The sequence below is a fragment of the Acidovorax sp. Leaf160 genome, from assembly GCF_001424265.1.
In the GTDB taxonomy this organism is placed as follows: domain Bacteria; phylum Pseudomonadota; class Gammaproteobacteria; order Burkholderiales; family Burkholderiaceae_C; genus Paracidovorax.
Window position 1 is genome coordinate 33299 of sequence record NZ_LMOV01000024.1, and the last position, 21679, is coordinate 54977.

Annotated in this window: 24 protein-coding genes and 1 tRNA gene; 11 read left to right on the top strand and 14 right to left on the bottom strand. The window is 64.8% G+C overall.

What is annotated here, in order from left to right; all coding sequences use genetic code 11:
• The first annotated feature begins 198 nt into the window (after positions 1–198).
• Entirely contained in the window at positions 199–1134 is a 936-nt protein-coding gene (locus ASF94_RS13740) for a polyprenyl synthetase family protein (RefSeq protein WP_082493293.1), read from the top strand.
• A gap of 139 nt (positions 1135–1273) precedes the next feature.
• Here the strand turns inward: ASF94_RS13740 and ASF94_RS13745 are convergent.
• The 11 genes from ASF94_RS13745 to ASF94_RS13795 form a co-directional block, all read right to left on the bottom strand.
• A tRNA-Pro gene (locus ASF94_RS13745) sits at positions 1274–1350 on the bottom strand.
• Between the two features lie 27 nt (positions 1351–1377).
• On the bottom strand, positions 1378–1803 hold the full coding sequence (locus tag ASF94_RS13750; protein WP_056667363.1) for a MerR family transcriptional regulator: 426 nt from the start codon (positions 1801–1803) through the stop codon (positions 1378–1380).
• An 83-nt stretch (positions 1804–1886) separates the two neighbouring features.
• Positions 1887–2234 (bottom strand): integration host factor subunit alpha, encoded by a 348-nt coding sequence (locus ASF94_RS13755; protein WP_056667367.1) that lies wholly within the window; start codon positions 2232–2234, stop codon positions 1887–1889.
• A gap of 1 nt (position 2235) precedes the next feature.
• Positions 2236–4680, bottom strand: a complete 2445-nt coding sequence (gene pheT / locus ASF94_RS13760) for a phenylalanine--tRNA ligase subunit beta (protein ID WP_056667368.1) — start codon at positions 4678–4680, stop codon at positions 2236–2238.
• 77 nt (positions 4681–4757) lie between these two features.
• Positions 4758–5810 (bottom strand): phenylalanine--tRNA ligase subunit alpha, encoded by a 1053-nt coding sequence (pheS, locus tag ASF94_RS13765; protein WP_056667371.1) that lies wholly within the window; start codon positions 5808–5810, stop codon positions 4758–4760.
• Positions 5811–5911: 101 nt separating this feature from the next.
• Positions 5912–6271, bottom strand: a complete 360-nt coding sequence (rplT, locus tag ASF94_RS13770) for a 50S ribosomal protein L20 (RefSeq protein WP_056667373.1) — start codon at positions 6269–6271, stop codon at positions 5912–5914.
• Between the two features lie 26 nt (positions 6272–6297).
• Positions 6298–6501: a 50S ribosomal protein L35 gene (rpmI, locus tag ASF94_RS13775; RefSeq protein ID WP_008904041.1), complete on the bottom strand. Its 204-nt coding sequence runs from the start codon at positions 6499–6501 to the stop codon at positions 6298–6300.
• A 205-nt stretch (positions 6502–6706) separates the two neighbouring features.
• Positions 6707–7309: a translation initiation factor IF-3 gene (gene infC, locus ASF94_RS13780; protein ID WP_082493295.1), complete on the bottom strand. Its 603-nt coding sequence runs from the start codon at positions 7307–7309 to the stop codon at positions 6707–6709.
• A gap of 85 nt (positions 7310–7394) precedes the next feature.
• A complete protein-coding gene (gene thrS, locus ASF94_RS13785) occupies positions 7395–9314 on the bottom strand; it encodes a threonine--tRNA ligase (RefSeq protein ID WP_056667379.1) in 1920 nt (639 codons plus the stop codon).
• Positions 9315–9652: 338 nt separating this feature from the next.
• Complete coding sequence (gene aceA / locus ASF94_RS13790) at positions 9653–10984, bottom strand: isocitrate lyase (protein WP_056667382.1); 1332 nt, start codon at positions 10982–10984, stop codon at positions 9653–9655.
• Positions 10985–11190: 206 nt separating this feature from the next.
• Complete coding sequence (locus tag ASF94_RS13795) at positions 11191–11700, bottom strand: gamma-glutamylcyclotransferase (protein ID WP_082493296.1); 510 nt, start codon at positions 11698–11700, stop codon at positions 11191–11193.
• A gap of 33 nt (positions 11701–11733) precedes the next feature.
• Here ASF94_RS13795 and ASF94_RS13800 point away from each other — a divergent pair, with 33 nt between their 5' ends.
• Positions 11734–12696 carry a DMT family transporter gene (locus ASF94_RS13800; protein ID WP_255355268.1) on the top strand — a complete coding sequence of 321 codons (963 nt, stop codon included), beginning with the start codon at positions 11734–11736 and terminating at the stop codon, positions 12694–12696.
• On the opposite strand, the gene ASF94_RS13805 is transcribed toward ASF94_RS13800, so the two are convergent.
• Positions 12693–13184, bottom strand: coding sequence for an Lrp/AsnC family transcriptional regulator (locus ASF94_RS13805; protein ID WP_056667388.1), 492 nt, complete (start codon positions 13182–13184; stop codon positions 12693–12695). The genes ASF94_RS13800 and ASF94_RS13805 overlap by 4 nt on opposite strands.
• A gap of 93 nt (positions 13185–13277) precedes the next feature.
• On the opposite strand from ASF94_RS13805, the gene ASF94_RS13810 reads away from it, so the two are divergent.
• The 7 genes from ASF94_RS13810 to hemP all read left to right on the top strand — a co-directional run bounded on the left by ASF94_RS13810 (position 13278) and on the right by hemP (position 17747).
• The gene (locus ASF94_RS13810) at positions 13278–14216 is read left to right on the top strand and encodes an EamA family transporter (protein ID WP_056667390.1); all 939 of its coding nucleotides are present in this window, start codon (positions 13278–13280) and stop codon (positions 14214–14216) included.
• A gap of 347 nt (positions 14217–14563) precedes the next feature.
• Positions 14564–14872: an SWIB/MDM2 domain-containing protein gene (locus ASF94_RS13815; RefSeq protein WP_056667392.1), complete on the top strand. Its 309-nt coding sequence runs from the start codon at positions 14564–14566 to the stop codon at positions 14870–14872.
• 236 nt (positions 14873–15108) lie between these two features.
• On the top strand, positions 15109–15378 hold the full coding sequence (locus ASF94_RS13820; RefSeq protein ID WP_056667395.1) for a bacterioferritin-associated ferredoxin: 270 nt from the start codon (positions 15109–15111) through the stop codon (positions 15376–15378).
• A 101-nt stretch (positions 15379–15479) separates the two neighbouring features.
• Positions 15480–16181 (top strand): energy transducer TonB, encoded by a 702-nt coding sequence (locus ASF94_RS13825; RefSeq protein WP_056667397.1) that lies wholly within the window; start codon positions 15480–15482, stop codon positions 16179–16181.
• A gap of 15 nt (positions 16182–16196) precedes the next feature.
• Positions 16197–16913, top strand: a complete 717-nt coding sequence (locus tag ASF94_RS13830; RefSeq protein ID WP_056667399.1) for a MotA/TolQ/ExbB proton channel family protein — start codon at positions 16197–16199, stop codon at positions 16911–16913.
• A gap of 6 nt (positions 16914–16919) precedes the next feature.
• Positions 16920–17330 carry a biopolymer transporter ExbD gene (locus ASF94_RS13835; RefSeq protein WP_056667402.1) on the top strand — a complete coding sequence of 137 codons (411 nt, stop codon included), beginning with the start codon at positions 16920–16922 and terminating at the stop codon, positions 17328–17330.
• Positions 17331–17516: 186 nt separating this feature from the next.
• A complete protein-coding gene (gene hemP, locus ASF94_RS13840) occupies positions 17517–17747 on the top strand; it encodes a hemin uptake protein HemP (RefSeq protein WP_056667404.1) in 231 nt (76 codons plus the stop codon).
• Between the two features lie 336 nt (positions 17748–18083).
• Here the strand turns inward: hemP and ASF94_RS13845 are convergent, their stop codons facing one another.
• The gene (locus ASF94_RS13845) at positions 18084–18491 is read right to left on the bottom strand and encodes a heme-binding protein (protein ID WP_056667407.1); all 408 of its coding nucleotides are present in this window, start codon (positions 18489–18491) and stop codon (positions 18084–18086) included.
• A gap of 251 nt (positions 18492–18742) precedes the next feature.
• Between ASF94_RS13845 and ASF94_RS13850 the strand changes: the two genes are divergently transcribed.
• Both ASF94_RS13850 and ASF94_RS13855 read left to right on the top strand, forming a co-directional pair.
• Positions 18743–19435: a Bax inhibitor-1/YccA family protein gene (locus tag ASF94_RS13850; protein ID WP_056667416.1), complete on the top strand. Its 693-nt coding sequence runs from the start codon at positions 18743–18745 to the stop codon at positions 19433–19435.
• Between the two features lie 137 nt (positions 19436–19572).
• Positions 19573–19971 carry a hypothetical protein gene (locus ASF94_RS13855; protein WP_056667420.1) on the top strand — a complete coding sequence of 133 codons (399 nt, stop codon included), beginning with the start codon at positions 19573–19575 and terminating at the stop codon, positions 19969–19971.
• Positions 19972–20179: 208 nt separating this feature from the next.
• On the opposite strand, the gene rlmD is transcribed toward ASF94_RS13855, so the two are convergent.
• Positions 20180–21676 (bottom strand): 23S rRNA (uracil(1939)-C(5))-methyltransferase RlmD, encoded by a 1497-nt coding sequence (rlmD, locus tag ASF94_RS13860; protein WP_082493297.1) that lies wholly within the window; start codon positions 21674–21676, stop codon positions 20180–20182.
• Positions 21677–21679: the final 3 nt, after the last annotated feature.

Below are 21679 nucleotides of genomic sequence, written 5' to 3' on the forward strand. Positions count from 1 at the left end.
TGAAAGGCGGAGCGATGAAGGCGAAATGCATGGGCGTGTGTTCCTGGCGGCAAACCAGGAGCCGACCGGGCTATTGTGTCCACCTCGGCTGTAGGACGCGGGCCCGAGTTGCGCCCCGCGACCGTTCAAGCGCTGCCTTTGTGACTAAGGTGCCAACCTTGGCGTCCGGTTGGCGGGCGCACCAATGAGTGTCACACCATGCTTGCCCTCCCTGCGGTCTTGCCGTCCTTCGCCCTTCCCGTTGCTCCCATCGCCCAGCCCGCCGAGCATTCGACGGACGAGTTGCGGCGGATGATCGACGAGCGACTTGGCATGCTACTGCCTGCGGCCGATGCGCAACAGGATCGCGTGGCTGCCGCCATGCGGTACGGTGTGCTGGCACCAGGCAAGCGCGTGCGGCCGCTGCTGGTGCTGCTGGCTGCCCGCGGGTTCCAGCTCGATCCCACCGACGTGCTCGACGCGGCATGCGCCCTGGAGATGGTGCACGCTGCTTCCCTCTTCCTGGACGATCTGCCCTGCATGGACGATGCGAAGCTGCGCCGGAGCCAACCGACGGTGCACATCGCATTCGGGGAAGACGTCGCCATGCTGGCATCCATCGCGCTGCTGGCCCGGGCGTGGCGGATCACCGCCACCGCCGCGGCCATTCCTGCTCATGTCAGGACCGAGATGGTTGCGGTCCTCTCCGACGCCGTGGGCATCGAAGGGCTGGTGACGGGACAGTACCGCGATCTGCATGCCGCAGCCGGCGAGTCGAGCAGGCCGCACATCGCGCGAACGAATGAACTGAAGACCGGTGTGCTGTTTGCCGCCGCCTTCGACATTGCGGCGCTGGCTGCGGGCGCCGACGCCGGCACCCGGGGCCTGCTGCGAGAGGCTGCAGACGCGTTGGGCCAGGCCTTCCAGCTGGCCGACGATCTTGCCGATCTCGAAATGGAGCCAGCGACGCTGGGCAAGGACTGCCACCAGGACGCGGGCAAATCCACGCTCGTGTCGATGGTGGGCCCCCGGCAGACGCGTCGCATCCTGAGCGCCCAGGTGGAGCGGGCCGAAACCCTGATCGCGCAGGCCATGCCCCTGGAACAGTGCTTGCCGGCACTGGTTCGCACTCTCTTCGCCTCCAAGCTGCACTGACCGCGCAACGGCTGGCCCGGCCGATCCACTGGAACACGAAGGCGCCCCCATCAGTCGCGCGCCGTGCTGCGCGGGCACAGCGGGCGCAGAAAAAATGGGCTACGCCTTGCGGCATAGCCCATTGATTCGATCGATAAAATGGTCGGCGTGGCGGGATTCGAACTCGCGACCCCTTGCACCCCATGCAAGTGCGCTACCAGGCTGCGCTACACGCCGACAAGACCGCAATTATAGGACGGAAATTCAGCCTTCCGAAAGAAGCTCGCGAATTTCGCGCAATTCTTTGCGAATCGATTCCGCATCCAGCCCCGCACCGGCCATGGATACCGCCGCGCCATGGAGCAGGGGCGCCGTGACAGCCACCTCTGGGGGCGCAAGCTCCGAGCCGCCCACCGCGAAGTCCTCTTCGATCGCCGGGCCATCCTGAAGGCGGTTGCGCGCGCCACTGATGGTGAAACCCTGGTCGTAGAGCAAGTCCCGGATGCGCCGGATCATCAGCACTTCGTGATGCTGGTAGTACCGCCGGTTGCCGCGGCGCTTCATCGGCCGCAACTGGGTGAACTCCTGCTCCCAATAGCGCAGCACGTGCGGCTTGACGCCGCAAAGCTCGGCCACCTCACCGATCGTGAAGTAGCGCTTTGCGGGAATGGACGGAAGCGATGTGCTCATGGAACTTCGCGGACGAAAAGGCCAGCCGGCAAGCGTACCCCAGGGCCCTGCGGCTTGCCAGTGCCAAATCGCAAGGCCACGCTTTACGCTGCGGGCGGATTCTGGATCTGATCCTTGAGCTTGCTGCTCGCATGAAACGTCACCACCCGCCGCGCTTCGATGGGAATGGCCTCCCCGGTGCGCGGGTTGCGACCAGGCCTGGGCGCTTTCGTGCGGATCTGGAAGTTGCCAAAGCCCGACAGCTTCACATCGCGCCCTTCCACCAGGCTCTGGGCGATCAGATCGAAGAACGCGTCCACCATGTCCTTGGACTCGCGCTTGTTCAGCCCGATGTGATCGAATAGCAGATCGGCCAGTTGCGCCTTGGTGAGCGCCGGCGTCTCCAGGCTTTCCACGGTGAATTCCACCACGTCTGAACCTTCCTTCAACATGTCACCGCAGCCTCGCGCCGGTGCGGCGCGACAGCTCCTGCAATGCCGCTTGCACGGCCCCGTCGATCTCGGCTTCTGTCAGCGAGGCGACGTCGCTGCCCAGGGTCAGCCGCACCGCCAGACTCTTCTCGCCCGCCGCCAGTGCGCCTGCAGACGGCACCTCACCGTCGCGCAAGGGCTTGGGCCGGAAGACGTCGAACAGCACGGCAGAACGCAGCACGTCGGCAGACACTGCGGAGCGGATGGCGGCCATGACCTCGGCATGGGTGACTCGCTCGGCGACCACCACCGCGATGTCGCGTTCGGCCGCCTGGTGCTTGGCCACGGCCGAGAACACCGGCACGGGGCGGCGCAGCACGGCTTCCAGGTCCAGCTCGAAGGCTATAGGCGCCAGCGGCAATCCCCAGGACTGGCGCCATTGCGGGTGCAGCTCGCCAACGTGGCCGATGACTTCTCCGTCCAGCACCACTTGCGCACAGCGCCCTGGGTGCATGGCCGGGTGCGTGCCCGGCTCGAAGGTGGCGGCCAGCGGCGCGAGCAGCGCCTGCACGTCTCCCTTGCCGTCGAAGAAATCGACCGGGGTGGTCTTGGCACTCCATTGCAGCATGTCCGCCGGACCGTAGGCCAGGCCGGCAACGCGCATCGGCTGATGCACACCCGCCACCGTGGTGTCGCTGTCGACCACAGAGCCGTCGCGCAGGAACACGCGGCCCAGCTCGAACACCCGCACGCGATCGGCCTTGCGGTCCAGATTGAACTTCAACACCTGCAGCAGCGAGCCCAGCAGCGACGAGCGCATCACGCTCAGCTGGCTGGCGATGGGGTTGAGCAGCTGGATCGGTTGCGCATTGGCCGCGAGATCACGCTCCCAGGCCGCTTCCACGAAGCTGAAGTTGATGGTTTCCTGATAGCCCAGCGCGGCCAGCTCGCGGCGCACGGCGAAGGCGCTGCGGCGCGATTCGGCCCGCAGCTTGGGCGTGATGGGTGCGAGCGGCGGCGTCGTGGGCAGCTGCTCGTAGCCGATCATGCGTGCCACTTCTTCGATCAGGTCTTCTTCGATATTGATGTCGAAGCGGTAGGAAGGCGCCACGACCTGCAGCACACCGCCCTGCGCCGTCACGTCCAGGCCGAGGCGCTCAAGCGCATCGACGCACTGTTCCTGCGTGAGCGGCATGCCGATGACCTTGGCCGCGCGGGCGACGCGCAGGGTGACGGTCCTGGGCTGGGGGATGTCCAGCACCTGGTCGTCCACCGGGCCACATGCCGTCTCGGGGGTGCCGCAGATGTCCAGCACCAGCTGCGTGATGCGCTCGATGTGCTCCACCGTGCTCTTCGGATCCACGCCACGCTCGAAACGGTGCCCGGCGTCGGTCGAGAAGTTGAACCGGCGCGAACGACCAGCCACCGCCTTGGGCCACCAGAAAGCCGCTTCGATGTAGATGTGCCGCGTGTCGTCCGACACCGCAGTGGCGTCGCCGCCCATGATGCCGGCCAGCGATTCGACGGCCTGCCGGTCGGCGATCACACCGACGGCTCCGTCCACGGTCACCGTGTTGCCGTTGAGCAGCTTGAGCTGTTCACCCTCACGGCCCCAGCGCACTTCCAGGCCGCCGTCGATCTTGTCCAGATCGAAGATGTGGGAGGGCCGGCCCAATTCAAACATCACGTAGTTGGAGATGTCCACCAGTGGCGACACGCTGCGCTGCCCGCAACGGGCCAGCCGGTCCACCATCCATTGCGGCGTGGCCACCCGCGTGTTGACGTTGCGCACCACCCGGCCGGAGAACCGTCCGCACAGGTCGGCGTCGACCACCGCCACGGGAAGGCGCTCCTCCAGTTGCGTCGCCACGGCGGGAAAGCCGGGCGACTTCAAGGGCGCGCCAGTCAGCGCGGACAGCTCCCGGGCAATACCGTACACGCTCAGCGCGTGGGCCAGATTGGGCGTGAGCTTCAGGGTGAAAAGCGTGTCGTCCAGGTCCAGCTGCTCCCGGATGTCACGGCCCGGAACGGCGTCGCCGGCCAGCTCCAGCAGTCCGCCGTGGTCGTCGGCCAGCTGCAATTCCTTGGCCGAGCACAGCATGCCCTGGCTTTCGACGCCCCGCAGCTTGCCGAGCTTGATCAGGAACGGCTTGCCGTCTTCACCCGGCGGGAGTTCGGCGCCGACCAGCGCGCACGGCACCTTGATGCCGGCGCGCGCATTCGGGGCGCCACAGACGATGTTCAGCAACACGTCCTGGCCCACGTCGACCTGGCACACACGCAGACGGTCGGCATTGGGGTGCTGCACGGCCTCCTTGATCTCGCCGACGACGATGCGCGTGAAAGCCGGCGCTACCGGGCGCAGCTCTTCCACTTCGAGGCCCGCCATGGTCAGCGTCTCGGCCAGTTCGGCGGTGGTCAGCGGCGGGTTGCAGAACTCGCGCAGCCAGGATTCTGGAAATTGCATTTTCGGATTCTCTAGATTCGGTCGATGGTCGGGCCGCTGTGCAGCCCCTGGCGTTCAGGCCTCAGGGCCGGCGCGCTTCACTGGAACTGCGTGAGGAAGCGGACGTCGCCGTCGAAGAACAGGCGCAGGTCGTTGACGCCATAGCGCAGCATGGTCAGCCGGTCGGGGCCCATGCCGAAGGCAAAGCCGATGTAGGTTTCCGGATCCAGGCCCATGTTGCGGACCACGTTCGGGTGCACCTGGCCGGAGCCGGCCACTTCCAGCCAGCGGCCGGCGAGCGGTCCGGTCTGGAATTGGATGTCGATCTCGGCACTGGGCTCGGTGAACGGAAAGAAGCTGGGCCGAAAGCGCAGCACCAGGTCATCGCTCTCGAAGAAGGTGCGGCAGAACGCCGTGAACACGACCTTCAGGTCCTTGAAGCTCACGTTCTCGCCGATCCACAGGCCTTCGCACTGGTGGAACATCGGCGAATGGGTGGCGTCACTGTCGACGCGGTAGGTGCGGCCGGGCGCGATGACGCGGATCTCGGGCATGCCCTGCCCTGCATCGATCTTCGCGCGATGGCGCTTGACGTGCTGCATCGCGTGGCGCACCTGCATGGGACTGGTGTGGGTGCGCAGCAGGTGCGGCGCATCGGGGGTGCCACCTTCCACGTAGAAGGTGTCGTGCATGGAGCGCGCGGGATGATCCTGCGGCGTGTTGAGCGCGGTGAAGTTGAACCAGTCGGTCTCGATCTCGGGGCCCTCGGCCACCTCGAAACCCATCGAGCCGAAGATCTGCTCGATCCGCTCGAGCGTGAGCGTGACGGGGTGCAGGCCACCCCGGCCCCGTTGGCGTCCTGGCAGGCTCACGTCCAGCGCCTCGGCCTTGAGCTGGAGCTGCAGTTCCGCATCGGCCAGCGCCTGGCGGCGGTCGGTCAGTGCCGCTTCCACGGCCTGCTTGGCCAGGTTGATCGCAGCGCCGCGCGACTTCTTCTCTTCCACCGTCAGCTGCGCCATGCCTTTCATGAGGTCGGTCAGGCGGCCGGACTTGCCCAGAAACTGCGCCTTGGCGTTTTCCAGATCAGCAGGGGTTGTGCTTTGCGCGAACAGTTGCCGCGCGCTCTCGACCAGGGAATCCAGCTCGTTCATATCGACTCGTGAAAATAAACAAGGGCTAGTGCCTTTTCAAGCTCTAGCCCTTGTTGTTAGTGCGCAGACTGCTATCTATTCAGTAGCAGTCGACCGTGAACTCAAGCAGCCAGCTTGGCCTTGACTTGTTCCACGATGCTGCCGAAGGCAGCCTTGTCGTGCACCGCGAGGTCGGCCAGCATCTTGCGGTCGATCTCGATGGAAGCCTTCTTCAGGCCGTTCGTGAACTGGCTGTAGGTCAGGCCCAGTTCGCGCGAAGCGGCGTTGATACGGGCGATCCACAGTTGGCGGAACACGCGCTTCTTGGTGCGGCGGTCACGGTAGGCATATTGCCCAGCCTTCATCACCGCCTGCTTGGCGATGCGGAAGACATTACCGCGGCGACCACGGAAACCCTTGGCGAGGGCTAGAACTTTCTTGTGACGGGCACGGGCCGTTACACCACGTTTGACGCGAGGCATGTGAGTACTCCTTGTTCGTCAGTAAATTAAACGCCCATGCCGGGCAGCATCTGTGAAATCGAGCCCATGTTGGTCTCGTGCACAGCAACCGCACCACGCAGATGGCGCTTGTTCTTGGTGGTCTTCTTGGTCAAGATGTGACGCTTGAAGGCTTGACCGCGCTTGACGGTGCCACCGGGACGAACGCGGAAACGTTTTTTCGCGCTGCTCTTGGTCTTCATTTTGGGCATGTGAATGCTCCTTCTTGTTTGTGCTCGTGAGGCGTTTGCAAACCGATTCGCAAACTTGTTGGCCCCGAGCCACTTTTAAGCAGCTGCATCGCTGCGCTGCGCGACGGCGTTTTCACGCCGTCTCATGCCGCGCGGGGCTTGATCAGCCCCACGCCGCACATTCTTCAAGACACCGCTGGCGGACCTGAACGATCCGCCTCTCGCATCAGGCCGCCGGAGCGGCGCTGCCTGCGGCCTCGCCCGCAGGCTTGGCTGCCGCAGGCTTCTTGCGGCCTGGCGCGATCATCATGATCATCTGGCGCCCTTCGAGCTTGGGGAATTGCTCCACCAGGATCGTGTCGCCCAGATCGTCACGGATGCGGTTCAACAGTGCCAGCCCCAGTTCCTGGTGGGTAATTTCCCGTCCACGGAACCGCAGCGTGATCTTGCACTTGTCACCTTCCGCCAGGAAGCGGCGGATGTTGCGCATCTTGATGTTGTAGTCGCCGTCGTCGGTACCGGGACGGAACTTCACTTCCTTGATTTCGATGACCGTCTGCTTGGCCTTGGCCTCCGCCGCGCGCTTTTGTTCAAGGTACTTGAACTTGCCGTAATCCATGAGGCGGCAAACGGGGGGGCTGGCCGTGGCGGCAATCTCCACCAGGTCCACATCCAACTCGCCCGCCATGCGGAGAGCTTCCATGAGGCTCACAACACCCAAAGGCTCGTTGTCAGGACCCGAGAGGCGGACCTCAGGGGCCATGATTTCCCGGTTCAGGCGGTGCTTGCGCTCTTCACGGTGGCGACGATCACGAAATTCAGTAGCGATGGCTCTATTCCTTCAATCAAAATGCTACAAAAATAGTAGCTAATGCCGCACTGTCCACGCGGGCTAAAGCATGTTTTCAACCAAATCAAGCTTTAGAGGCGATATCTTCTGCGATGAGCGCGACGAACGCTTCGAGAGACATCACACCGAGGTCTCGATTGCCTCGGGCGCGCACTGCGACGGCGCCGGCTGCCTTTTCCTTCTCGCCTGCGACGAGGATGTAAGGCAGCTTTTGCAACGAATGCTCGCGTATTTTATACGTGATCTTTTCGTTACGCAGATCGGTCACGACTCTAAGGCCTTGATTCGGCAATGCTTTTTGAAGCTTTGCAGCAATTTCGCGACAGTATTCGTCCTGCGCGCCCGTGATGTTGAGCACCGCGACCTGCACCGGCGCCAGCCACGTGGGCAGTGCGCCAGCGTGCTGTTCGATCAGGATGCCGATGAATCGTTCCAGGCTGCCGACGATCGCGCGGTGCAGCACGATGGGGGTGTGGCGCGCACCGTCTTCGCCCACATATTCGGCGCCCAGCCGCTCGGGCATCGACGGATCGACCTGGATCGTGCCGCACTGCCAGTGGCGGCCGATGGCGTCACGCAGCGTGTACTCCAGCTTCGGGCCGTAGAAGGCGCCGTCGCCCACCGCGATCTGGTAGTCGCAACCCGAGGCCTTCAGGCTTTCGATCAGCGCGTTCTCGGCCTTGTCCCAGCTTTCTTCCGAACCGATGCGTTTCTCGGGCCGCGTGGCGACCTTGTAGATGATGTCGGTGAAGCCGAAGTCCTTGTAGACCTTCTGCAGCAGTGCCGTGAAGTTGATGCATTCCTGCTGGATCTGGTCTTCCGTGCAGAAGATGTGGCCATCGTCCTGGGTGAAGGCGCGCACGCGCATGATGCCGTGCAGGCCGCCCGTGGGCTCGTTGCGGTGGCATTGACCGAACTCGCCGAAGCGCAGCGGCAGATCGCGGTAGCTCTTCACCCCCTGGTTGAAGATCAGGATGTGGCCCGGGCAGTTCATCGGCTTGAGCGCGTAGTCGTGCTTTTCGCTCTCCGTCGTGAACATGTTCTCGCGGTACTTGTCCCAGTGGCCGGTCTTCTCCCACAGATGCTTGTCGAGGATCTGCGGGCCCTTCACCTCCTGGTAGCCGTTGTCGCGGTAGACCTGGCGCATGTACTGCTCCACGCCCTGCCACACCGTCCAGCCCTTGGGGTGCCAGAAGACGGTGCCCGGCGAATACTCGTCGATGTGGAACAGGTCGAGCTCGCGGCCCAGCTTGCGGTGGTCACGCTTCTCGGCTTCCTCGATGCGCTGGATGTAGGCGTCCAGGTCCTTCTTGTCGGCCCAGGCCGTGCCGTAGATGCGCTGCAGCTGCTCGTTCTTCGCATCGCCGCGCCAGTAGGCGCCCGACACGCGGGTGAGCTTGAACGCCTTCAGGAAGCGCGTGTTCGGCACGTGCGGGCCGCGGCACATGTCCACGTATTCCTGATGGTAGTAAAGACCCATGGCGGTCTCATCGGGCATGTCCTCGATCAGCCGCAGCTTGTACGCCTCGCCGCGCGACTTGAAGACTTCGATCACCTCCGCGCGCGGCGTCATCTTCTTGATGACGTCGTAGTCGAGCGCGATCAGCTCCTTCATGCGCTGCTCGATGGCGGCCATGTCTTCGGGCGTGAAAGGCCGCTCGAAGGCGATGTCGTAGTAGAAGCCCTCTTCGATCACCGGACCGATCACCATGCGGGCGGTCGGATAGAGCTGCTTGACGGCATGCCCCACCAAGTGCGCGCAGGAGTGACGAATGATTTCCACCCCTTCCTGGTCGCGCGGCGTGATGATCTGCAGGCGTGCGTCGTGGTCGATGAGGTCGCTGGCATCCACCAGCTTGCCATCCACTTTGCCGGCCACCGTGATCTTGGCCAGACCGGGGCCGATGGAGCGGGCCACTTCGGACACCGTGACCGGGCCGGGGAATTCGCGCTGGGAGTTGTCGGGAAGCGTGATCTGAATCATTCGAAAATCCTGTTCGTCCATTCATCCGGAAGAGCCCGCGCAACGCCCGAAAGCAAAAAGCGCGGAACATGCGTCCGCGCTTTTGGATGGAAGGTGCAGCAATGGGTGTGTGCAGGCGCGAACGTCCAGCCTTTACAGGCCGGTGGATGGCTCCGATGTAGTTCGCGGTGTCATAACCAGATTGCCTTTCTCGCCCTTGTGCGTTGAGATCGGGGGATTTTAACCCGTCCCGCCGCCGACCCCACACCTCGGGTCGCCGCCGCCCCGAATGACGAAGCCCGGCACTGGCCGGGCTTCCGTGGCACGGACGGCACCTGGGCCGCCTAAAGCTCGGCAGATCAGTGGAACTGCTCTTCTTCGGTGGACCCCGTCAGCGCCTTCACGCTGGAGGAGCCGCCCTGGATCACGGTGGTCACGTCGTCGAAATAACCCGCGCCCACCTCTTGCTGGTGCGACACGAAGGTGTAGCCCTTTTCGCGCGCTGCGAATTCGGGTTCCTGCACCATTTCGGTGTAGTGCTTCATGCCTTCGCCGCGAGCATAGGCATGGGCAAACTGGAACGTGTTGTACCAGTTGATGTGAATGCCGGCCAGCGTGATGAACTGGTACTTGTAGCCCAGTGCGGACAGATCTTCCTGGAACGACGCGATCTGCTTTTCATTGAGGTTCTTCTTCCAGTTGAAGGAAGGCGAGCAGTTGTAGCTCAGCAGCTTGCCCGGGCAGGCGGCATGCACGGCCTGCGCGAATTCGCGGGCAAAGCCGATGTCGGGCACGCCGGTTTCGCACCACACCAGATCGGCGTAGGGGGCGTAGGCCACGCCGCGGCTGATGGCTTGTTCCAGGCCGTTCTTCACGCGGTAGAAGCCTTCCTGCGTGCGCTCGCCCGTCAGGAAGGGCTTGTCGTTGGCATCGTGGTCGGACGTGATCAGGTTGGCGGCTTCCGCGTCGGTGCGGGCCAGGATGATGGTCGGCACGCCCATGGTGTCGGCGGCGAAGCGCGCGGCCAGCAGCTTTTCGATGGCTTCCTGGGTGGGCACCAGCACCTTGCCGCCCATGTGGCCGCACTTCTTGACCGCAGCGAGCTGGTCTTCGAAGTGAACGCCGGCAGCCCCGGCAGCGATCATGTTCTTCATCAGCTCGAAGGCGTTCAGCACGCCGCCGAAGCCGGCTTCCGCGTCCGCCACGATGGGCAGGAAGTAGTCGATGAACTCCTTGTCGCCCGGGTTCACGCCGCGGCCCCACTGGATTTCGTCAGCGCGCTTGAAGGTGTTGTTGATGCGGCGGACCATGGTGGGCACCGAGTCGTAGGCGTACAGCGACTGGTCGGGATACATGGTTTCGGAGGTATTGCCGTCGGCAGCCACCTGCCAGCCCGACAGGTACACCGCTTCCAGACCTGCCTTGGCCTGCTGCATGGCCTGGCCGGCGGAGATGGCACCAAAGGCATTCACGTAGCCCTTCTTGGCGCCGCCGTTGATCTTGTCCCAGAGCTTTTCCGCGCCGCGCTGCGCATAGGTGTGCTCTGGCTGCACGCTGCCGCGCAGGCGCACCACGTCGGCCGCGGAATAGTTGCGCTTCACGCCCTTCCAGCGCGGGTTCTGAGCCCAATCGAGTTCAAGGGCTGCGATCTGTTGTTCACGGCTCAGTTGGGCGTTCAGCGATTGGGGCATGGTTCTCTCCAGAAAGGGAAGTTTCAGACACATCGGGCGTTGGCCCTTGGGATCAACTTTAAGTCTTCTATAAGACCTGCGCAAGCTCTTATGTCTTATACAAGAGTTAAATATTTCCTTTTGAATTCAATGGCTTGGCATGCCAATCTTTCCATGTGAAAAAACATTTCTCATATCAAGAAATTTTTGTGCAACGCCGCATCGCCTTATTTCACATGGTGGGAGAGCGTTTCCACCGTTTGAACGTCCAGTTCCACCTCGGTCAGTTCGGCCTGCTGCGGCGGCACCACCTGAAACCAGTCCCCATGCAAGAGCCGCGCCGTGGCTTCCGCAAACCGGGGGTGGATCTCATACATGAAGCATTCGACAGGCTGGCCCCCCACCTCGACCACCACATCCCGCTTGGCGTACTCATCCAGGTCCTGCGCCGGCAGGTCCAGCCGCAGGCCTTCGATCACATCCAGTTGCCGCTCCAGTGCCTCGCTGACGGCGTAGACCTCGCCGATCACCGGCGGATCGTCCTCGCCATGCCCTTCGAGCCGCATGCCCGGATAAGGGCCCAGCCCATAGAGCACTCCGCGCAACCTGGCGGTGCCAACCAGCCGAGGCGCGGGACGCAACCGGGTGATGTCGTTGCTGCCGCCGCGCCGCAGCGTGCCATAGACGAAGACATGGCGCTCCGGCGCCGGCTGTTCGGTGGTGGATTCGTGGGGCATGATCGGATCTCCAATGATTTGTGCCGCAGTCTAGTGAATACGCCCAGCCGCCCCGTCGCCTACCTCTGCCTCGCACTGAGCATGTCGCTGGTGGGCAGCTACGTTGCCCTGTCCAAGCCGCTGGCTGCCGCCTTTCCGGTGTTTCTGCTGGCCTGGATGCGGTTCGGCATCGGCGGCGTCGCCATGCTCCACTGGCTGCGCAAGCCGGCAACGGAAGCCCCGCTCCCCGGCCGCACCGTGGGCCTGCTGTTCCTGCAGTCGCTGCTCGGCAATTTCCTGTTCACGGTATGCATGATCTATGGCGTCAGCATGACGAGCGCCACATCGGCGGGTGTGATCATGTCGTCCATCCCAGCAGCGGTGGCCGTGATGAGCTGGGCATTCCTTAGAGAGCGCGTGGCCTTGCGCACCTGGCTGTCGGTCGCCATGGCGGTGGTGGGCATTCTGCTTTTTTCGCTATCGAAACCAGAGCACCATGCTGTTGATCCATCGGCGCTGCAGCCGCAAAACGCCCACAATCTGGTCTGGCTGGGGTACGCGTTGCTGGTCGCGGCCTCGCTGTGCGAGGCGGCCTATTCGGTGATCGGCAAGAAGCTGACCGGCACGCTCGGCCCCCGGCGCATCACCTCGCTCATCAATCTCTGGGGGTTCGTGATCGCGACGCCCTTTGGCATCTACACCGCGTGGCGGTTCGACTTCAGTGCCGTGGGCGCCGGCACCTGGCTGCTGCTGGTGTTCTACGCGCTGGCGGCCTGCGTGTGGAGCGTGTGGCTGTGGATGACCGGCCTGAAGGCCGTGCCCGCTGCACAGGGAGGCATCTTCACGGTGCTGCTGCCCGTCAGCGCCACGCTGGTGGGTGTGCTGGTGCTGGGCGAACGCATGACGCCCATGCAACTGGTGGCCTTCGGCATTGCGCTGGCGAGCGTGGTACTCGCCACCCTGCCCGTTCCCCGTGGCCGTGCGCCAGCCAGACCCCCGGCCTCCGGGCCGCGCTAGCGGCCCGTGACCTTGCGGATGGGCGGTCGGATGGCGTCCCGACGCGCCGGCAGCAACGGGGCATGCTCGCGCGCGGCGTTCAGCACGATGCAGGTGGACGTCTGGGCGAGGAGGCAGAACCCGGTCACCACGGCGTCCAGGTGGCTCACATCGATGACCGCGATCTCCAGGATCCAGCTGTCTTCCCCGGTGACGTTGAAAGCATTCAGCACTTCGGGCGTGTTCTCGATGAGCCTCACCACGCGTGCGTACTCGGCCCGGCCCACCCGCACCAGCGCGCGGATGCCGTAGCCCAGCCGCTCATGGTTCACCCGCGCCCCGTAGCCCTGGATGACACCGGCCGCCTCCAGCTTACGCACCCGCTCGGTCACCGCCGGCTGGCTGAGGTGCACCCTGCGGCCCAGCTCGGCCATGCTCAGGCGGCCATCCGCCTGCAGCTCGGCCAATATACGGCCATCGTGCGCATCCATTCCCAAAGTTTCGGTCATCACACCATTTAACCAGCAATAACCAGGCGAGCGCGCATTTCAACCTTGAAACGGCCATGGCCGTGTGGCAACCCGGTGGGTAGCATTCCCGGCATGAACACCTGGTCCTGCCACCCCGCGCGGTGGTTCACGCCGACGCGATCGGCGCCCGTTGTGCTCGCGCTACTGGCGTGCTATCTCGTCTGGGGTTCCACCTATCTGGCGATACGGGTCGCGCTGGTGAGCTTTCCGCCCTTCTTTCAGATGGGCTCGCGATTCCTCGTCGCAGGCCTTTTGTTGATGGGCTGGGTCCTGGGGCGCCGCGTGCTCTCCAGCGGCGACCGACCGGCGTTCGCGCTGCCCACGGCGCGGCAGTGGGCCCATGCCGGAGTCATCGGCAGCCTGATGCTCGGGGCAGGAATGGGCTTGACCGCACAAGCCAGCGTGGCCATTGGCTCCGGGCTGATCGCAGCCTGCATCGCGGTGGTGCCGATGATGATCGGCGGCTGGGGACTGCTCTGGGGGCGGCGGCCTTCTGTGAGCGAATGCCTGGGGATGGTGCTCGGGCTCGGAGGCGTGCTGCTGTTGGTGCGCGGCGCCAGCTTCGCGGCGTCGCCGCTCAGCATGCTGTGCATGGTGGGCGCCACGGCCGCCTGGTCGCTGGGTTCGGTTTTGTCGACCACGCGCTATCCGCTCGCGCCCGGCGCGGCGGGCTTCGCCAGCGAGATGCTTTGCGGGGGCGTGGTTCTGCTCGCGGTGTCCTGGGCGCTGGGTGAGCGGCCGAGCTGGCCGCCGCAGCCGGCGGCCGCAGCCGCGTGGCTCTATCTGGTGGTGCTGGGCTCCCTGGTGGCCTTCAGTGCCTATCTCTACCTGCTGCGCCATGCCAGTCCGGCGCTGGCCTCCAGCTATGCGTTCGTCAACCCGCTGATCGCGTTGCTGCTGGGCAGCGTGATGGCTGGGGAGGCCGTGAGCCCGCGCGAATGGATGGCCTGCGGCGTGATCATGACGGCCGTACTGGTGATCTTGCTGGCCCGCCAGAGCCGCCGGGCGTGATCCGCAGGCGTCGGCCCGGGAGTGTTGGGCCGCAAAACCCCCTAGCGACCCTCTGCATGAATCGCCGCGCCGTGTGCCTCTGCGGATTCGGGCAGTCTGCGGCGTTGCAAATCCTCGCCATAGCCCCGCCATGGCTGCGGTTTGCGCCTTGCAGCCCCTCCCGATCCGCAGCGCCCACTTTCCGCTCGATTCGGGCAGAGCTTCCCTAGCGCAGCGGCGCAACATCTAGAGGCAAAAAAAAGTTTCCCACCTTGGATTCGCGTTTTTTTCCTATTAGCATCGCCACAGCCAGTGGGAAGCAGGTTTTCGCTGGTAACGTATTTCACTTCCAACAAGGAAAACCCAACATGGCAACTGCAAAAAAAGCGCCGGCCTCCGAAGCCAAGGCTGCCGCCCCCGCTAAGAAGCGCACTCCCAACGCCGCCTTCATGAAGGCCCTGACCCCCAGCCCCGCCCTGGCCGCCGTGGTCGGCTCGACGCCGCTGCCCCGCACCGAAGTCATCAGCAAGCTGTGGGTCTACATCAAGGCCAACAACCTGCAAGACGCGTCCAACAAGCGGATGATCAACGCTGACGCCAAGCTCAAGGAAGTGTTCGGCAAGCCCCAGGTGTCGATGTTCGAAATGGCCGGCCTGATCGGCAAGCACGTCAAGTAAGGCGTTGCGCCCCGGGCGGATGCCTCGGAAACAAACCGGCCTGCGTGCCGGTTTTTTTGTGCCCGGTCCGGGCGTCCGGGCAGATCCGGGCGCTCCATCCGTGCCCGGCAGGCCATGCGGCGCCCAGCCCGTTCTTACGTTGCCTTACCCCTCCTTTGACGATAGAAATTGCAAATGCGATGAATTCGCATTTATAATCGCGCCATCTTCAACAGCCAGCCAACACTGCCTGCCCCATGATCGTCTGTGTCTGCCGCCGTGTGTCCGACCGCGAAATTGCACGCCATGCGACGGCGGGCATGAGCTTCGACGAGATCCAGTTCGAGTTGGGTGTCGCCACACAGTGCGGCCGATGCGAAGACTGCGCTCGCGCCGTGGTGGCGCAGTGCGGTGTGTCGTTTCCGGTGGCCGCGCTGCACAACGAGACGACGCAGACGATCCAGCTTGCCAAATCCATCGTGGAAAGCAAAGCATGGAACTCCTCTCCACACTCGCTGGCAGCCTGATCCTCGTCGTCGGCTCGGTCTGCTGGATTCTCCGTAAATAACTTCTCCGGCCTCCAGGCCGCCGGCGGGCCGTGAGGGCGGCGCCGGCCGTACCTATTCCTATGTCCCAGTTCGATCGATATGGCTCCTCCGGGGGCTTGAGCCGCAACGCGGTCATCGCCGGTTCGGTGGTGCTGCTGCACGTGGCGGGTTTGTGGGCGCTGCAATCCGGCCTGCTGCGCCGTGCCGCCGAGGTGATCGTTCCAGCCGAAGTGCTGAGCGAGTTCATCACCCCGCCCGCACCGCCCCCTGCCCCAGTGCCGCCCCCACCGAAGCCGGCCCCCCCGCCCCCGCCCAAGCCGGCACCGCGTGCGCCAGCACCGCGGCCTGCGCCCATGCCCGTGGCCATTCCCGACCCGACCCCGGCTCCGAGCGCTCCGACCGGCACGGTCGAACCGCAGCCCCCGGCGCCGCCGATCCAGGCTCCGGTGGCGCCACCGGCACCCGCCCCGGCTCCGCCCGCGCCGCCGGCACCGCCCAAGATCGAGATGCCGTCGAGCGACGCGGCCTACCTGAACAATCCGAAACCCACCTATCCGGCCATCAGCAAGCGCCTGGGTGAGCAGGGTAAGGTGATCCTCCGGGTGCTGATCGGCACAGACGGCCTGCCCCAGAAGGTGGAAGTCAACAAGTCCAGCGGCTTCGACCGGCTGGACCGCCAGGCCCAGGATGCCGTCATGCGCTGGCGCTTCGTTCCGGGCAAGCGCAATGGTGTGCCAGAGACCATGTGGAACCTGGTCCCCGTCAATTTTGTTCTCGAATAATCTTCAGGAGTTTTCATGGAATCGCAATTCGGCATCGCCAACGTCTGGATTCAGGGCGACTTCGTCACGCGCGCCGTGGCAGTGTTGCTGCTCGGCATGTCGCTGGCGTCGTGGATCGTCATCCTCATCAAGGCGCTGGACATCGTCAAATTCAAGAAGCACGCCCGCATGGCGCGCGACTTCTGGCATAGCGAGGATTTCGCCGCCGGCATGGAAAAGCTGGGCAACGACAACACCAACCCTTTCCGCCACCTGGCGCTGGAGGGCCGCGAAGCCACTGCCCACCACCGCAACACCAAGGCGCATCTGCACGACAGCCTGGACGTGAGCGACTGGGTCACGCGCAGCCTGCGCAATTCCATCGACGAATTCACCGCGCGCCTGCAGTCGGGCCTCGCCATCCTGGCCTCGGTGGGTTCCACCGCCCCTTTCATCGGCCTGTTCGGTACGGTCTGGGGCATCTACCACGCGCTGGTGGCCATCGGAACGTCGGGCCAGTCCACCATCGACAAGGTCGCCGGCCCCATCGGCGAGGCACTGATCATGACGGCGCTGGGCCTGGCCGTGGCCATTCCTGCCGTGCTGGGCTACAACGCCCTGGTGCGCGGCAATAAGTCGATCCTGAACAACCTGAACAGCTTCGCGCATGACCTGCATGCCTATTTCGTCACCGGCGCCCGCGTCAGCGCGCCCGGTGAGCAGGCCAAGGTGCTGCCGATCAAGAAGGGTTGATGCGCCATGGCCTTCGGAACGCAAGACGACGCCGATGAGGTGATGAACGAGATCAACATGACGCCGCTGGTCGACGTCATGCTGGTGCTGCTGATCATCTTCATCATCACCGTGCCGGTCATGAAGCATGCCGTGCCGGTGGATCTGCCCCGCGCCTCCAACCAGCGCGAGGACATCAAGCCTGAAACCATCCGCCTTTCCGTCACCGCCGACGGCAAGTACCACTGGAACGAGACCACCATCGGCGACGACGAGCTGGAGCCGCGCCTGAAGGCCGAGGCGGCGAAGGATCCTCAGCCCGACCTGCACATCCGCGGCGACAAGGACGTGCGTTATGAGCGCGTGGCACAGGCCATGTCGGCCGCGCAGCGGGCCGGCGTGCGCAAGATCGGTTTCGTGACCGAGCCGCAACCGTAGCCACCGCCGGGCTGCCGGGCAGGTGGGCAGCCGTAAATGCGGCCCATCTGCGCGCCATCGGGAACGGCTTCCCTCCGCCAGCGATTCACTTTCTTACCAAATGCCGGTGGCAAAGCTGCACTGAGGCTTGACTATCAATTGCGAATGGTTATCATTAACTCAACCGCAACGCAAAGAGGATTTCTCATGCAAGCCACCCTGACCGCTCCCTCCGCCTCTTCCTTCTTCGCCGGCCAGCCGTTCGACGGGCGCGGCGCCGGTGATTCCGGCTCTGCCGCCCGGCAGGATGCCGGCTCGGCCCACTCTGTGGACAGCAGCGCACTGCTGCAGGGCCAGAAGACGGTGTCGATCAGTCACAACGGCTCGGTGTACCGCCTGCAGGCCACGAAACTGGGCAAACTGATCCTGACCAAGTAGGCAGGCAAGCCCGCTGGCCGGCCGCCAGCACATCATCACAGCTCGCTGTGCCCAACAATCAACGGTTTCATCGTGGGGCGACTCCAGAATCCGCAGCCAGCGGATTCGAAGGGTCGTTTTAGCCAGCCAACAGGCATACCGCCTGCGTAGCCAGGCCTTTTTTCCCCTGGGCCGCAATGACCGGCTGCCACCGCTGACCCCACAAAAAAACCGGCACAAGGCCGGTTTTTTTGTGGGTGCACGAAACGATGACGATCTCCATCGTTTTGTGCCCCATGCCCTGGCAGAACCAGTGCAGAATGCTATCGAATGTATAGCAAATGCAGCTGCTCGGCGTCACAGGCCCAGCGCGGCGATGCCGGCGCGTGCGATCTGCGCGTCTTCCGTGGACTTCACGCCGCTCACACCCACGGCCCCCAGGCACTGGCCGTCTTTCATGATCGGCACGCCGCCTTCCAGCAAGCCGTCGACGCCGGGCGCCGTGAGGAAGGCCGTGCGGCCGCCATTGATGATGTCTTCGTAGACCTTGCTTTCGCGACGGCCCAAGGCAGCGGTACGGGCCTTGGCCGGGCCGATCAGCGACGAGATGGCTGCGGCACCGTCCAGGCGCTGCATCCACAGCAGATGGCCGCCGTCGTCGACGATGGCGATCGTGACGGCCCACTGGTTCTTCAAGGCTTCCGCTTCCGCAGCGGCAGCGATCTTCTTGACGTCGGCGAGTTCGAGTTCGTGTTTGGTCTTCATGGGCAGTGCCGTCTGGCGGATGAATAAAGGACAACAAAGGAGCCGCAGAGCATAGCGGCGTGCATAGCCAGCACGTGTGCGGCCTGGGCAAAACAATGCATCCCAAAAGTGCGGGATCGGCCGCGGGGCAGGCAGCGGCGGCGGACCGGGCCCAAAGTACGGGACGACGCGCGGGTATTGCAATGCGGTTTTGGTGCTGCACCTAGAATTTGATGACCCGCAACCTGCGGGCACTCAGGAGAATCCACATCATGAACACCGAAGTCACCTCCCTCGGCACTGCGGGCTACGGCATTTCGCAGGAGCAGCGCCACAAGGTGCTGCGCAATACCTACTGGCTGCTGGCCTTGAGCATGCTCCCCACCGTGCTGGGCGCATGGGTGGGCGTGGCCACGGGCATCACCCAGTCGCTGCGCGGCGGCGTGGGCCTGATCGTGTTCCTGGGCGGCGCGTTCGCCTTCATGTACGCCATCGAGAAGACCAAGCGTTCGGCGGCCGGCGTGCCCGTGCTGCTGGCCTTCACCTTCTTCATGGGCCTGATGCTGTCGCGCCTCATCGGCATGGTGCTGGGCTTCTCCAACGGCGCCGAGCTCATCATGACGGCCTTCGCCGGCACGGCAGGCGTGTTCTTCGTCATGGCCAGCCTGGCCAGCGTCATCAAGCGCGACCTCTCCGGCATGGGCAAGTGGCTCTTCGTGGGCGCCATGGTGCTGATGGTCGGCGCGGTCATCAACATGTTCGTGGGCTCGTCGGCCGGCATGATGGCGATCTCGGTCGCCGCGATCGGCATCTTCAGCGCCTACATGCTGTATGACCTCAAGCAGATCCTGGACGGCGGCGAAACCAACTACATCAGCGCAACGCTGGCCCTGTACCTGGACGTCTTCAACGTGTTCCAGAGCCTGCTGGCGCTGCTGGGCATCATGGGCGGCGAACGCGAGTGAGCGTGGCTGCCTGCGTGAACCACGCCGGCCAAGCCAGCTGCCAGGCCTCTTCGGAGGCCTTTTTCATGCCCGGTGGATCGGAGCGGCCTGCACGATGGGCCTCAATTAAGCCGGGCCGTTGCCGATAAGCTCACCACATGACTGCCCTTTTGCACCCACTGCACGCCTCCGTTCGCCGCTGCTGGCTGGCCTCGGTACTGGTTCTGCCGCTGCTAGCCGGCTGTGAGATTCCTGGACTGGGCCCGGATCCGCGCACGGTCGCCAAGGAGTCAGAGGCCAAGGCGGTGGGCGGCGCCTGCCGGCACGCGATGCGCGGGCTGGAGGACTGCTTCGTCCTGAATCCGAAAGCACCCAAGGCGCAGGTCTTCGCCGGGTGGAAGGAAATGGACGGCTACATGCGGGAGAACAAGATCGAGGGCACGCCCTCGGTGCTGGGCAAGGTCGAGGAAAAACCCGCCACGCCCGCCAAGCGCGCCACGGACGGCGAAGGCTCGGGCGGCCGGTCCGGGGAATCCACCGCCCGCACGCGCGGCTGAGGCCAGGCGGCGGTTCGCGAGCGCGCTGCGGCCTGATAGAACGAGCTGGCCGGGCTGGCCGGGTGGAACAGCGCACAATTGCTATACTTTTTATAGCGACATGCGCCGATGGATAGGGCGCTGAAGCCCTCTATGACCCTGAAAAGAGGCCCGTGCAGAGCCCCGGGTCACGGCCGAGGCCGCGCCCCGCCCTGCAACGCCAGGCCCCTCAAGCCCGCTCGAACACCGCCATGCTCTCCACGTGCGCGGTGTGCGGGAACATGTTGACCACCCCCGCCGCCACGCAGCGGTAGCCCGCCAGGTGCACCAGCAGGCCGGCGTCGCGCGCCAGCGTCGCGGGGTTGCAGCTCACGTACACGATGCGCTGCGGAGGCGTCCAGCCGTCCGCCGCTGCCGGCAGGGGCGCCGCATCTTCGGCGCCGATGCGTGCCTGGTGGATGTCCGCCAGCGCCTTGGCCAGGGCAAAGGCGCCTTCCCGGGGGGGATCGACCAGCCACTTGTCGGCGGCGCCGTCGGCCACCAGCATCTCGGGGGTCATCTCGAACAGGTTGCGCGCAACGAAGCCGGTGGGTGCCAGCGGCTGGCCCTGGGGGGCGGCGGCCTGGTTCAGCTGGTAGTTCTCGCGGGAGCGGGCGACCAGCGTCTCGCTGCCCTCGATGCCCAGCACCTCGCGCGCCTGCGTGGCGATGGGCAGCGTGAAGTTGCCCAGGCCGCAGAACCAGTCGATCACGCGCTCGTCCTTGCGCGCGTCCAGCAGGCGCAGCGCCTTGGTCACCAGCACGCGGTTGATGTGCGGGTTCACCTGCGTGAAGTCGGTGGGCTTGAACGGCATCGTGATGCCGAAGTCGGGCAGCGCGTAGGACAGCTGCGGCCCGCCTTCGTCCAGCAGCTTGACGGTGTCCGGCCCCTTGGCCTGCAGCCACCACTGCACCGACTGTTCGGCGGCGAAGGCGCGCAGGCGGGCCAGGTCGGCCTCGGACAGGGGCTCCAGGTGCCGCAGCACCAGCGCGGTGACGTCGTCGCCGCAGGCCAGCTCGATCTGCGGACAGGTATCGCGCGCATCCATCGACGCGATGAGTCCGCGCAGCGGCACCAGCATGGCGCTCACGTGCGGCGGCAGCACCGGGCAGACGGCCATGTCGGCGATGTAGCGGCTCTTGCGCTCGTGGAAGCCCACCAGCACGGTGCCCTTCTTGATCACGTGGCGCACCGCCAGCCGGGCCCGGTAGCGGTAGCCCCAGGCCGGGCCCTCGATGGGGCGCATCACGGTTTCGGCCTTCACCTTGCCCAGGTGCCAGAGGTTGGCTTCCAGCACGCGCTGTTTGGACGCCACCTGGGCGCCCACGTGCAGATGCTGCATCTTGCAGCCGCCACAGGCGCCGGCGTGCAGGCCGAAATGCGGGCAGCCCGGGCGTACGCGCTGCGACGATTCGCGGTGGATGGCGGTAAGGCTGGCCTGCTCCCAGTTGTTCTTCTTGCGGTGGGTGTTGGCGCTGACGATCTCGGAGGTCAGCGCGCCGTCGATGAAGACGACCTTGCCGTCGGGCTTGCGGGCGACGCCCTGGGCGTCCATGTCCATGGACGTGACTTCGAGCCAGCCTTCGGGCAGGTCGGACGCGGGGGTGCCGGGGGCAGGCAAGGGGCCGGAGGCTTCGGCGATGACCTCGGCGCGGCGTGTTTTTTCGGTATCTTTGGGGGCGCTCATAAC